This is a genomic window from uncultured Marinococcus sp., from assembly GCF_947493875.1.
Classification (GTDB): Bacteria; Bacillota; Bacilli; order Bacillales; family Marinococcaceae; genus Marinococcus.
Genome location: NZ_CANLSU010000003.1, coordinates 277,418 through 289,829, shown reverse-complemented (window position 1 = coordinate 289,829; position 12,412 = coordinate 277,418). Strand labels below are relative to the sequence as shown.

General features: G+C 56.6%; 12 protein-coding genes and 1 other RNA gene. 2 read left to right on the top strand and 11 right to left on the bottom strand.

The window, feature by feature from the left end; translation table 11 throughout:
• Positions 1-59: 59 nt before the first annotated feature.
• Positions 60-1,574 (bottom strand): carboxypeptidase M32, encoded by a 1,515-nt coding sequence (locus Q0757_RS07225; protein ID WP_298785760.1) that lies wholly within the window; start codon positions 1,572-1,574, stop codon positions 60-62.
• An 86-nt stretch (positions 1,575-1,660) separates the two neighbouring features.
• Here Q0757_RS07225 and Q0757_RS07220 point away from each other — a divergent pair, with 86 nt between their 5' ends.
• Positions 1,661-1,966 carry a HesB/YadR/YfhF family protein gene (locus Q0757_RS07220; RefSeq protein ID WP_298785758.1) on the top strand — a complete coding sequence of 102 codons (306 nt, stop codon included), beginning with the start codon at positions 1,661-1,663 and terminating at the stop codon, positions 1,964-1,966.
• Here the strand turns inward: Q0757_RS07220 and Q0757_RS07215 are convergent.
• The 8 genes from Q0757_RS07215 to Q0757_RS07180 all read right to left on the bottom strand — a co-directional run bounded on the left by Q0757_RS07215 (position 1,963) and on the right by Q0757_RS07180 (position 9,998).
• Positions 1,963-3,108, bottom strand: coding sequence for a class I SAM-dependent RNA methyltransferase (locus tag Q0757_RS07215; RefSeq protein WP_298785756.1), 1,146 nt, complete (start codon positions 3,106-3,108; stop codon positions 1,963-1,965). The genes Q0757_RS07220 and Q0757_RS07215 overlap by 4 nt on opposite strands.
• Before the next feature lie 91 nt (positions 3,109-3,199).
• Positions 3,200-3,583, bottom strand: an RNA gene (gene rnpB, locus Q0757_RS07210) — RNase P RNA component class B.
• 71 nt (positions 3,584-3,654) lie between these two features.
• The gene (locus tag Q0757_RS07205; RefSeq protein ID WP_298785754.1) at positions 3,655-4,062 is read right to left on the bottom strand and encodes a ribonuclease HI family protein; all 408 of its coding nucleotides are present in this window, start codon (positions 4,060-4,062) and stop codon (positions 3,655-3,657) included.
• A gap of 18 nt (positions 4,063-4,080) precedes the next feature.
• Positions 4,081-4,467: a cell division regulator GpsB gene (gpsB, locus tag Q0757_RS07200; protein ID WP_319631734.1), complete on the bottom strand. Its 387-nt coding sequence runs from the start codon at positions 4,465-4,467 to the stop codon at positions 4,081-4,083.
• Positions 4,468-4,598: 131 nt separating this feature from the next.
• Positions 4,599-5,156: a DUF1273 domain-containing protein gene (locus tag Q0757_RS07195; RefSeq protein ID WP_298785752.1), complete on the bottom strand. Its 558-nt coding sequence runs from the start codon at positions 5,154-5,156 to the stop codon at positions 4,599-4,601.
• Positions 5,153-6,397, bottom strand: a complete 1,245-nt coding sequence (locus tag Q0757_RS07190; RefSeq protein WP_298785750.1) for a ribonuclease H-like domain-containing protein — start codon at positions 6,395-6,397, stop codon at positions 5,153-5,155. Before Q0757_RS07190 ends, Q0757_RS07195 begins: the two co-directional genes overlap by 4 nt.
• Positions 6,387-8,699 (bottom strand): DEAD/DEAH box helicase, encoded by a 2,313-nt coding sequence (locus Q0757_RS07185; RefSeq protein WP_298785748.1) that lies wholly within the window; start codon positions 8,697-8,699, stop codon positions 6,387-6,389. The genes Q0757_RS07190 and Q0757_RS07185 overlap by 11 nt, the downstream gene beginning before the upstream one ends.
• A 381-nt stretch (positions 8,700-9,080) precedes the next feature.
• Positions 9,081-9,998 (bottom strand): chemotaxis protein, encoded by a 918-nt coding sequence (locus Q0757_RS07180; RefSeq protein ID WP_298785746.1) that lies wholly within the window; start codon positions 9,996-9,998, stop codon positions 9,081-9,083.
• 139 nt (positions 9,999-10,137) lie between these two features.
• Between Q0757_RS07180 and Q0757_RS07175 the strand changes: the two genes are divergently transcribed.
• Positions 10,138-11,121 (top strand): zinc-binding dehydrogenase, encoded by a 984-nt coding sequence (locus Q0757_RS07175; protein WP_298785744.1) that lies wholly within the window; start codon positions 10,138-10,140, stop codon positions 11,119-11,121.
• A gap of 151 nt (positions 11,122-11,272) precedes the next feature.
• Here Q0757_RS07175 and Q0757_RS07170 read toward each other — a convergent pair whose 3' ends face one another.
• A complete protein-coding gene (locus Q0757_RS07170; protein WP_298785742.1) occupies positions 11,273-12,073 on the bottom strand; it encodes an ABC transporter ATP-binding protein in 801 nt (266 codons plus the stop codon).
• 13 nt (positions 12,074-12,086) lie between these two features.
• Complete coding sequence (locus Q0757_RS07165) at positions 12,087-12,377, bottom strand: hypothetical protein (RefSeq protein ID WP_298785741.1); 291 nt, start codon at positions 12,375-12,377, stop codon at positions 12,087-12,089.
• Positions 12,378-12,412 lie beyond the last annotated feature (35 nt).

Here is a 12,412-nt window from a genome sequence, read left to right as displayed (position 1 = left end):
ACAAAAGCGCATCCTTCAAACGTCCCGGGGCGGAACCCCTGCTGCACAGGGCAGCAGGATCAGGACCAGCGGTACAGGCTCTGGTATTTATGGGACAGGTGGGCAAGCAGCGGCTCCGGGTTGGTCCCTTCCCCGGTGGCGTCTACCATGATGTCGGCCGGCCGTTTCATCCGGCCGTGCTGGTGCACGTGATTGGTCAGCCAGTGCCGGACCGGCGCAAGATCGCCGCTTGCGATCAGATCATCGAACGCCGGGAGATCGCGCATCATTGCCTGCTGGAGCTGGGCCGCGTAGATATAGCCGAGCGCGTAGGACGGAAAGTAGCCAAAAGCACCGCCCGCCCAATGCACGTCCTGCAGCACGCCTTCCGCATGATTGGACGGCACGACGCCGAGATACTGCTTCATTTTTTCGTTCCACGCCTCCGGAAGATCCTTCACCTGCAGGCTGCCTTCGATCAGGGCTTTTTCCAGCTCGTAGCGGAGAATAATGTGCAGCGAATAGGTCATTTCATCGGCCTCAATCCGGATGAGGGACGGTTCGACGCTGTTGACAGCAAAGTAAAAATCGTCAAGGGCCACGTGCTGGAAGCGGCCGCTCAGCTCCTGGAGCCTGCCAAAGTTGTTTTCCCAGAACGAACGGGTCCGCGCCACGAAATTTTCCCAGAACAGCGACTGCGATTCGTGGATACCCATGGAGGCCCCGTCTGCGAGAATCGTCCCGGCCAGGTCCGCGCCGAGGTTCTGCTCGTACAGCGCATGGCCGCCTTCATGGATGGTGCCGAACACCGCGGTGCGGAAGTCGGATTCGTCGTATTTGGTGGTGACCCGCACGTCGTTTCGGTTCAGGCCGACCGCAAACGGGTGCACGGTTTCATCGAGCCGTCCGGCCTCAAAATCATACGTCATCTGCCGGAGCACGTGCTCGCTGAAGGCACGCTGCCGGTCCTTCGGAACATGGGCGTGCAAAAATGACGTGTCCGGCCGTACCGGGGCTCCCTTCACCTGTTCCACAAGCGGCAGGAGGCCGTCACGGAGCCGGGAAAAGGTGGCATCGAGGGTGGAGACGGTCATGCCGGGCTCAAAGTCATGCAGCAGCGCGTCATACGGATGCCCGTTGTATCCGAGGTACTCGGTGAACCGGCGCTGGTAGGCCACGATTTCTTCGAGGTACGGGCGGAACCCTTCGAAGTCCCCGGACGCTTTCGCCTCCTCCCAGTACGATTCGGTTTTGGAAGTAAGCGTCGTAAACGCCTGATACTCGTCCTGGGGCAGGCGCTCCATCCGTTCCACCTCGGTGAGGGTTTCCTCCGCGGCTCTGCGTGCGACTGCAGAGATCTGCGACGCCGCTTCCGGCTCGAGCAGATACTGGCTCATTTCCTTCAGGCGTCCGGAGGTTTTCCGGGCAAACAGCTCGGTGGCAAGTGCCCCCACCACTTCCGAGCGCTCCTCGACCCCTTTTTTGGGCGCTCCAGTCCGGGCGTCCCATCCGAGCAGGCTGAGAGCCTGGTCATAGGCATTCAGGCTGCGCTGCTCGGTCAAAAAATCCCGTTCAATCTGTGCATAATCCGGCATGGCGATTCCTCCTTGGTATGAACTCTGTTTGGTGTGACTCTCTCCTTCATGATATAACAAAGAGTGGAAGGGAGCGAAAGATACGTATGCAAATGACGATTACTGAAGAAGCAGGCCGCCACTACAAGCAGGAGATGGACCTCGGCGACGGGGCGTCCGTGCGCCTGTTTGTCCGCATCGGGGGCGTGGGTTCCGGCGGTTTTTCCATCGGGGTGGAGCCCGGGGAGCCGTCCGGCCCCAGCTACCAGACCGAAGCGGGAGGCGTGCGTTTTTTTGTGGAGCCGCAGGACCAGTGGTACCTTGACGGCATGACGATCAGCTATCACCCGGCCATTGACTACCTGCATTTTGACAATCCCCGGCTCGGGGATACCGATCATCCGAACAATTAGGACGAACGGGGCGGCCGCGGCCCCCAGTACTGGTAATAATCCGTTTTGATGTTGCCGTTGTAAAGCTTGCGCCGTTTGGTCGCCTCCCGGCCGAACAGCGATTCAAACCGTTCATGCGACGTCAGCACGTAGTAGGACCAGGTTGGTGTGTCCCGGGCAATGCGGCCGAGGGCCCGATACACTTCCTCCACCTCGGCAAGATCCCCGATTCGTTCCCCGTACGGCGGGTTGCTGATCACCGCGCCGTACTCGCCCTTTGGCTTAAAGTCGCGGGCGGCCATCTGCTTGAACGTGATCAGGCCGTACATGCCGGCTTCCTTGGCATTTTCCTCTGCCACTTCAATGGCCTTTGGATCCAGGTCGGTGCCGGTAATCATGAGCGGCTGATCGTCGCGGAGAAGGTCTTCGGCTTCCTGGCGGGCTGTTTCCCACTGCATCGCTTCGGCCCACGGCCACGTTTCGCTCACAAACGAGCGGTTCACGCCGGGGGCCATGTTCTGGCCAATCATAGCGGCTTCAATGGGAATCGTGCCCGAGCCGCAGAATAAATCCACGAGCGGGCGGTCCGGGTGCCAGTTGGCAAGCATAATCAGGGACGCCGCCAGCGTTTCCTTGAGCGGTGCCCGGGCATGCGTTTCCCGGTAGCCGCGCTGGTTCAGGCCGGGGCCGGAGGTGTCGAGGGACAGGACGGCTTCATCCTTATGCAGCGCCACGTCGAGCTTATAGAGCGGCCCGTTTTCCGGAAACCATTCGCTCTGGTAGGACTGCTTCAGCCGTTCCACGATCGCTTTTTTGACGATCGCCTGGCAGTCCGACACGCTGAACAGGGTGGATTTGACCGAGCGGCCGCTGACGGGGAATTCGGCATTTTCGGGCAGAAACTTCTCCCACGGGAGGGCCTTTGTCTGTTCGAACAGCTCATCAAACGTTTCTGCGGTAAACGTGCCGATTTTGATTTTTACCCGGCCGGCGGTCCGCAGCCACAGGTTGGCCCGGGCAATGCCCTCGGCGGGCGCTTCGAATTCCACGCGGCCGTTTTCGGTGCGCAGGTGGCGGTAGCCGAGTGCTTTGATTTCTTTGGCGACCAGAGCCTCGAGGCCCATCGTCGCCGTGGCGATTAAGGTGTATGTTGGTTGGGTCATAGGTTCCTCCTTGGACGTCAATGTCCGTTCATATCTACTAAAAAAACCCCTGAATTACTCCAGGGGTTTTGCTTCAAGAAGCCGGGACCGTTCGTGTAAGCCATGTTCTGTTCCCTTGTGCTGCCAACGGCTGTTCACCTTGCACTCGGGTGGTAATCATCTATCTGCAGAAAAAATTCTGCCCTTCCGTTCCGTTGTGTTCCTTCCGAAAGGCGCCCCTACCTAATTTTGGGTTTCTCGCTCGAGGGGTTTACCGCGTTCCACTCCGGCCGTTTCCAGCCGGACTACGTCACTGTGGCACTGTTCAGGGGACTCCAGCCATATCCGGATGGACACAGGCTGTTTCCCCGCCGTCAGCTCCAAAACGAAGCTGCTCTGACTTATGGTTTCGTCAGACACGAACACTACAGCCGTCTCAGGCTGTGCGAGCATGGACTTTCCTCTGTATGGGTACATACAGCGATCACCTGAACGAATCCCGGCTCTTTATGGCCAGGTGCTATTATATCGGTTCCGGGCGGAAGAAGCAAGCAAAGAAACTGCGGGTCAGCACGGATTTTCCCTGCCCGAAGCGAGCACGGCCTGTCTGGCCAGCCGGTCCGCCGCCCGGTTATCGCGGGAGGGGACCCATTTGAGAAAACAAAGGGGCAGCTCCTCCTCAGCGCACAGGATTCTGGCTAAATACGGCTGATACAGCTTTCGCTTGACAAACCGCTTTTCCACCGATGCATTCACAAGCTGCGAATCGGTCCGGATCGAGGCCGAATGCCAGCCACGCTCGCGGCAGAGCTCGTACGCATGCACGCACGCTTCAAATTCCGCTTCGTTGTTGGTCAGGCACCCGAGCGGGCGGGAAAATTCCTCCACGCTGCCGTCATCGTGCTTGACGAATATGCCGATGCCGGAAGGCCCGGGCTGGCCGGCGCTTGCTCCGTCAATATGAATCGTCCGCATATTCACGCGTCCCCGCCTTTAATCGTATAGTTTTTTGCCGAATACTTCTTTTTCAAGGTTCGAGAGCCGTTTTAAAATATCGTAATTGGTTGTCCCGGCGGCCGGTTCGGCTGCGGTGGTGTTCGAAGCGGTGTCCGTACTGCCGGCGCCGCTTTCGGACCGGGTGGAAATTGATGACGTCACGGTACGCTGGTAGCGGGAATCGCCCTCCGGCGATGCGGCTGTCCGCTGTTCCGGCGAACGGTTCAGCTGGTCTTCGAGCTCGCGCACCTTTTGTTCGAACCGTTCATAGTCCTGAATAATAACGTCTAAAAATTGGTCGACTTCGTCTTTGTTGTAGCCTTTGACACTGTTTTTGAAATCTTTGTCTAAAATGTCTTTGGCAGATAACTGTGTCTGTTCCATCAGCAAGGACCACCTCTGCTTTATTTGTATGATACATTCGCGGCCGACGGCGCCTGCCGGGCGGACGACCACGCATTTATCTGCTTATATTCTTTCAGAATACATAAGAAAAGTCAATTTCCTTCCTGCCCCTATCCGTCCCATTCCCGTTCGGCTTCCTCGCGCACGGTTTCCTCGAGGTCCTCCGGCACAATCGTAAAGACCGGATAATGGCCGCTCTGCTGGCGGCGCTCGGCAGAGGCAAGCATATACTTCGGCACGCCCTCCTGCTCCTCGTCATACAGAATCAAAAGGGCGTCTGTATGGGAAATAATAAAGTCGTTTTTGGCCTTCAGCTGCGACGGATTCACATACGGGCGCTTGGAAATCGCATCCACGTAGTCGGCGCTCTGCTTCAGCTGTGCATAGGCGGTGCGGACATGCTCCGGCCAGATGGAGTCCTGCTCAAGAAACGGCTCGAGCACGGCGAGCTGAATATGGTCGTACTCCTCCCGCAGGCCGTTCCAGGCTTCGGCGGCCCACCATTCGACCCCGGGCTGTCCGGAAATAATCAGCCATTCGCTGCCCTCTTCAATCAGGGCCCGCAGCCGCTTTTCGAGCGTTTTCCGGATGTAGGCAATCTCGGGGGCGTCGTCTTTGAAGATGCCGAGCTCTGCCGGCTTGTAGCCGGTTGCGGCCAGGCGCCTCAAGACGTCCGCCCCCGTTTATTCATCAGCCGCCCGAGCCGTTTATGCAGGTCGGCCTGCTGCCCGGCCGGAAGCGTGAGTCCGGCCCGTTCCGCCTTGCTCTGGACCCCTGCGGCGTACAGAAGCGCCCGTTCGGGGTTTTTCGCCCGGTGCTCCTCCCATTTGGCAAGCTCCACGCCGGCCTCGAGCGTATACCGCGAATCCTCGTTGCGCTCCCAGACCTTCTCAAACCAGGGAATGGCTTCGTCGTACCGGTGCTGTTTTTTTAAATTGAGACCGTAGCGGTGCATTGTTTCGCCGTCCTCGTCCCCGTTTTCGACCATGGCCGTATAGTGCTGGGCGCTTTTGGCCCACTCCTTCTGCTGGTCAAACCATTTGGCGACGGCAAGCGACTGCTTCTCGCCCGTCCCGTCGGCAAGAATTCGTTTGGAAATATCAATGTAAAGCGTGATCAGCGACAAAATATCCTGCTCGTTATGCTCGAGGATCCCGGTTACAAACTCGGGAAGGCCCTCGTTCACGTAGTCAAAGTACAGCATCGGCGCGAGGTATCCCGGCGTGTCGTCGTGACGGACGAATCCAAGAATATCCCGCTCCACCACACTCAGCCGGCACGATTCCAGCCGCTCGGCAAACAGGCGGCGGCTCGCGTGCAAAAGATCAAAGTGGCCAAAGGCCGGAAGCTTCGGCACCTGGTTGCGCACGAGCGTATGCCGGGTCTGCACCTGCGGCCAGTCAAACGATTTTCCGTTATAGGTGACCAGGTTTTCCGCCGAATAGCATTCGGTCAGAAAATAATGATACAGCGCCACTTCATGCTCCGGCCCGGGGAGAAAGTACTGCGACACCTCGACGCGGTCGGTGTACACCCGGGCGCCGCCAAGCAGAAAGATGGTGGTGCCGGTCCCCCCCTTCAGCCCGGTCGTTTCCGTATCAAAAAACAGCAGGTCCTCCGGGCGCCGGCCCTCCGGATGCAGCGGATGAAACGCGGGCTCCTGCTGCCAGCGGTCAAACACCGTAAACAGCTCGCCAAAGGAGGCGCTCCCGTGGATGTAGTCCAGCGGATACGTAACGGTCCGTTTTAAAATCGTTTCCCCGTCGTAGTGCTTCGGCACTGCGCCGAAGGCTTCCCATTCCTCCAGGTGCCGAATGCCTGCCTCCTCCCTGTTTTCTTCGGGCGGAGCGGGAGCGGCCGGGGTCTCTTCCTGCAGATGCGTTTTCATTCGCTTGAGTTTATTTTTCATGCTCACCGGTTGAGCTCACCTCCTGTTCGGCCTGAAGCCGGTGAATGAATGCGAGCACGGTCGCTTTCGTGTTGCCGCTCAGCATAATATCCGATCCGATGCAGGACGGGCATCCGTCGTGGCACGGACAGGCGTCAATCAGCGACGCGCAGTCGCGGAGCACGTCGGGCAGATCCTTGAAAATGGTGGACGAGAGCCCGACGCCGCCCGGATAGCGGTCGTACAGAAAGATGGTCGGCTGCTCCGAATGGGTCGCCTTCATCTGCGGCACCACGTGAATGTCGGACGGGTCGCACATGACCCGCACGGGTGCGGTGTGCCGCAGGACATTCGCAAGTCCCATCATCGCCTGCTCGAGGGTATCGCGCCCGAATTCCCGGACGGTCTCCCCGGGAAAATGGAGCCAGCAGGCATTTGTATGCAGCTCCTCCTCCGGCAGGTGCACGGTCCCCGAGCCGATGTTTTCAAACGTCGTCAGCTTGATTTTTTTAAAAATCGTCACCTTGGCGTGCACCATCACATCACCGAAGCCGGCGTGATACGACGGATAGTCGGCCGTGTGGTCCTCTTCAAGCACCTTCAGCTCAACGGCCATGTTGGCATCGGTATAGTAGTCGACCCGCACCTCTTCCACGTACGCTTTTTTCTCGTCCCAGTCCAGATAAACCACCTGGTACTGCACGCCCTGGTGAATGTAGATGGCTTCGTCATGCAGCAGGGTCATCGCGCTGAAGCGGTCCATCTGCCCGATCACCTTGGACGCGGACGGCACCGTCTGGTCGATGATGACGACGTTCTCCTGCGAGGCCGAGCGCAGGCTGATGCCGTGCGCCGGAAACGAATCGCTCATCCAGTACCATTTGGAGCCCCGGTGGTGCACGACGTTTTCCTCCGACAGGTACTCAAGCACGTCGCTCACGTCGACTCCGCCGAACGTGTCGTCGTCCCGGAACGGCAGTTCAAAGGCAGCGCATTTCACATGGTCCACGAGAATGATCAGGTTATCGGGATGAATGCGCGCGGTTTCAGGGTTTTTCTCCAGAAAGTAGTCGGAATGCTGGATCATATACTGGTCGATCGGATTGGAGCCTGCGATCATGACGATCAGCGACTCCGACTGGCGCCGTCCCGCGCGTCCGGCCTGCTGCCAGGCACTTGCAATCGAGCCCGGATAGCCGGACATGATGCACACCTGCAGCTGCCCGATGTCGACGCCAAGCTCGAGCGCGTTGGTGGAAATCACGCCCATGATATCGCCGGAGCGGAGTCCCTCCTCAATAGCCCGCCGCTGGTTTGGCAGGTAGCCGCCGCGGTAGCCGGTCACGAGGCTCTGCTGGCCGGTCTGCCTGCTGTTCAAATGCTGCAGGTGGCTTAAAATCACCTCCACCATCACCCGGCTTTTCGTAAACACAATCGTCTGGACGTGCTGCTCGAGAAACGTGTTGGCGAGCCGGTTGACCTCAGAGAGGACGCCCTTGCGGATATTCATCGCTTCGTTAATCACCGGCGGGTTGTAAAACACAAAGTGTTTTTTCCCCTGCGGCGCCCCGTTGTTGTCCACGAGTTCAAAGGGCTGTTCGGTAAGGGTTTCGGCGAGTTCACGCGGATTGGCGATGGTCGCGGAGGTCGTGATAAACGTCGGCTCGGCCCCGTAGTAGCGGGCAATCCGCAGCAGCCGGCGGAGCACATTCGCCACGTGGCTCCCGAAGACCCCGCGGTACGTATGAATTTCGTCAATGACGATATAGCGCAGGTGCTCAAACAGCGACACCCATTTGGTATGGTGCGGCAGAATGGCCGAGTGCAGCATGTCCGGGTTGGTCATGACAATATGGCCGGCACGCCGGATCGACTGCCGGATGGTTGGCGGCGTGTCCCCGTCATACGTGTAGCTGTTGATGGAGGCGCCGATTTCCTCGATAAACTCATTGATCTCGCTCTTCTGGTCCTGGGCGAGGGCTTTCGTTGGAAACAGGTACAGGGCGCGTGCCTCCGGCTCGTCCATGATCGTCTGCAGCACCGGAAGATTGTAGCACAGGGTTTTCCCGGAGGCGGTCGGCGTGATGGTGACGACATTGGCTTTCCGCCCGTACGCCTGTTCAAACGCCGAATGCTGATGAGTGTACAGCGAATCGATGCCGCGGGCGGCAAGGCCGGCACGCAGCCGTTCATGCAGCTGTTCCGGGAATGCCGCGGTTTTCGCCGGTCGTTCGTCGACGGTATGCCAGAATTCTATATTAGGGGCAATGGACGGGTCAGTTTTCATCCATTGCATTAACTCCTGTAAGGATTGTTTTTTCATGGTTGCTCACCTCAGCATACTTCCATTATAGCGAATGTATGTTTGTTTTTCTATCCCGGCTGTTTTTGTTGTTATAACACAGAAAAGGCCTCCCGCAACGGTATGCGGGAAGCCTTTTCGGGACGTGAGCGTTATTTAGTGTTGGTGTGATAGTCATTAATCATGTCGAGAATCGTCTGATTTTCCTCTTCCGGGGTATAACGGTCTTCTTTCGATCTTGTGAAATGACGCATCCTAAATCGCTCCTTTTCGTTAGTGTTGTTATAATGTAATTCAAATTATATACCGTTGTTATAATACAGTCAACGGTTATTTCATTATTTTTTTGAATTTTTTATAAAAAGCCTCTCTGCCCTGTGGCAGAGAGGCCCTATTAGCGGCTCAGCGGCCGGCGGCAGCCCGGATGCAGCTGTCGATGGTTTTTACGAGGGTATTAATTTCGGGCTTGCTCACCTGGGCGTCGGCTCCAACTTCTTTTCCTTTATGGAACAGATCCGCCGTGATCAGCGACGAAAAAATAATGACCGGAAGGCTTTGGAGGTTTTCATGGTCCTTGATCTTTTTCGTCAGATGATGACCGTCCATCTGCGGCATTTCAATGTCTGTAATGACAAGGTCCGGGAGGCTTGCTTCTTCGTTGTCGGCAAGTAACGCTTCTAAGTATTCGTACGCTTCCCCGCCGTTTTCAAAGGAGCGGTGCTGGCTGTACCCGGCTTCTGTGAGGGTATCGGCAATCAAGTGCTTGAGTACCGGCGAATCCTCTACAATTAACACAGTCGTATTTTCCCGGTCCTGCCTGTACGCCGGCAGGTGCTGGCCAGACAGGGTGTCCGGGGAAATATCACTGATGATTTTTTCGTAATCAAGCAGAAAGACCATGGCGTGCTCCATTTTTACAATACCGATGGAGCGTGCTTCGAGTCCCTGGGAGAGCGCATTGGGCTTTTCAATATCCTCCCAGCTGATGCGGTGGATACGGGATACTTCTTCTACATGAAACGCCACCTTCATCTGATTCAGCTCTGCGATAATGTATTTGTCGTGCCGGACGTCGTCCGCCCCGTCGTGATGAAGCACTTTTTTTAAATCGATCACCGGTATCACTTCATTGCGAAGCCGGACGATTCCCTTCACATGCTCGTGGTGATTGGGGACAGGAGTGACCTCCACCTGATGAATGATTTCGCGCACCTTCAGCACATTGATGCCAAACTGACTGGTTCCGATGGAAAACAGAACGATTTCGAGCTCGTTTGTCCCGGATTCCAATAAAATATGTTTTTCGTCTGCTAAGGACATGCCGTTTTTCCCTCCTGATCTCTTTACTTCATATATCGGCCCCGGGCAGCGGGTGTTAAAGCCATCCAGACGGGAGTTTTTATTTTTGGATGTTTTTGGCCCGGGCACGGAAGGTATAGATAAACAGGAGGCTGATAGAATGAAAGCACTTGTGATAAATAAAGCCGGAGGTCCCGGCGATTTAAAGGAAACAGATATCGACATGCCGGAGCCGGAAGCTCATGAGCTCCGGGTCAAAGTACACGCCGTTGGATTAAATCCGGTCGATTATAAATTAATGGGCTCTCCTCTCCCAGAATGGTCCTTCCCCCACGTGTCGGGCTTGGACGTTTCCGGAGTAGTCGATGCCGTCGGCGCGGACGTAACCGATTGGTCCGTAGGCGATGAAGTGTATTATCACGGAAGTATGACGACAAATGGCGGATTTGCGGAATTTACGACCACGCGTGCAGATGTGGTTTCGTCTGTACCGAAAGGACTATCCCATGTGGAGGCTGCGTCGATGCCGACGGCCGGATTCACGGCCTACCAGTCGCTGTACCGGAAAGCACTGCTTCGCCCCGGGGAGACGATCATGATTCAGGCCGGATCCGGCGGTGTCGGCAGCTTTGCCGTCCAGCTTGCCAAGCATCTCGGCCTTACGGTCATTTCCACCTGCTCGGGTGACAATGCGGACTATGTCAAAGACCTGGGCGCCGATCACGTGGTGGACTACCGCAGGGATAATGTGGTGGAGGAAGTACACAAATGGACCGATGGCCGCGGCGTGGATGCCGTGCTTGATCTGGTGGGACAGCAGACGGCGACCGATGCGCTGGATTATCTCGCCTTTAACGGGCATTTGATTGCTGTGGTGGAATGGCCGGACCTTTCCCACTACGTAGCGAAAACGCTCGCCCCTTCCATTCATGAAGTGGCACTTGGATTTGTGTACCGCTCCGATGACGAAGCGCAGATTAAAGATCTCGGATTTATCGCCCGGGAGCTTGGAGAACTGGCTTCCCAGGGAAAAGTAAAGCCTTCCGTCAGCCGGACCGTCAGCTTCAGTGACATTCCAGATGCATTAAAGGACATGCAGGACGGTCATACACGCGGAAAAATCGTCGCATCGTTCGAGGCATAACCGCGTTCCCAAGCCCTTTCCTTTAGAAGGAAGGGGCTCATTTTTGGCATCTTTCGCTTATGTTCTTAATTATATAATTTCAAATTTATAATAATTGCGGTAATTGAAATTTTCATTGCTAACCGAACAGCTATAACAACTATGTTCGGCGTCAGCGTATCGGCGCGCCCCCGGTAATAAACCACGGCCGCTGCTCATGCCACTGGATGCTTCCGTTTACATCAAAGGCGGTCGAAATTTCCTCGTCCGTCAGAACGTCCTGTTTCTTTCCATCCGCCTGCACCCGTCCGTTTTTCATAATCGTTGCAGCTTCGACCGCTCCCGGCAGTTCTTCGAGATGGTGGGTCACATACAGCACCGTCGGCGCCTCCGGCTCTTTAAGCGACGATTCAAGTCCTTCGATCAGCTCTTCTCTTCCCTTTACATCTAGCCCGGTGCACGGCTCGTCAAGCAAAAGCAGTTTCGCTCCAGTCGTCCACGCCCGCGCAAGCATCACCCGTCGCTTCTCTCCCTGCGAGAGCGCGGCATACGGCACGTCCCTATACTGGGAAACCCCAAACGTGTGCAGCGCGTTTTCCGCCCGGGCGGTGATTTCCTGCGGTGCCTGCTCATAAATGCCGATACTTGCAAAATAACCGCTTAACGCGACATTAAAGGCGGTTTCCCCCGCCCGGTGCTGGTACTGGTCATCCAGGGCATTGCTGACGATACCAATTTCCCGGCGGAGATCCTGCATATTCACCCTGCCGTGACGGCCAAACCACGTATGCACTTCCCCTTTCGTTGCCCAGACCTGCCCTAAAATTGCCTGCAGCAGCGTCGTTTTTCCGGATCCGTTCAGGCCGAGCAGCGCCCGATGTTCGCCCTGATTGACCGTAAATGAGACGTCTTCAAGCCTGATTCGTCCATTCGTCCGTACGCTGACGTTGTTCATGTCCACTAAACGCTCCATTGCCTGGCCCTCCTTACGCTTCGGTGTGTTCATACAAATGAATATTGTTTGCGATCGTCTGGTTTTTGTTTTTCAGCATCCACTTGAGCGTGGGATGATAATCGAGAACCGGCGACGGCTCAATCAGATGCAGGGTGTCTTCATCGGCAGCCCGGACGTCCGGCGTTGTCCCCGGGGAGGCGTGCAGCTGGAATTCCTGCAGCCCCTGGCAGCCGCCCGTGAATTCATAGGCAATCGTTATCGTCTGATTGTCCCCGAGATGTCGGATCGCTTCTTTCGCACGGTCTGTTACGTGTATCTGCATAGCGTATGCCTCCTTTTCCTCTGTTCATTATAGCA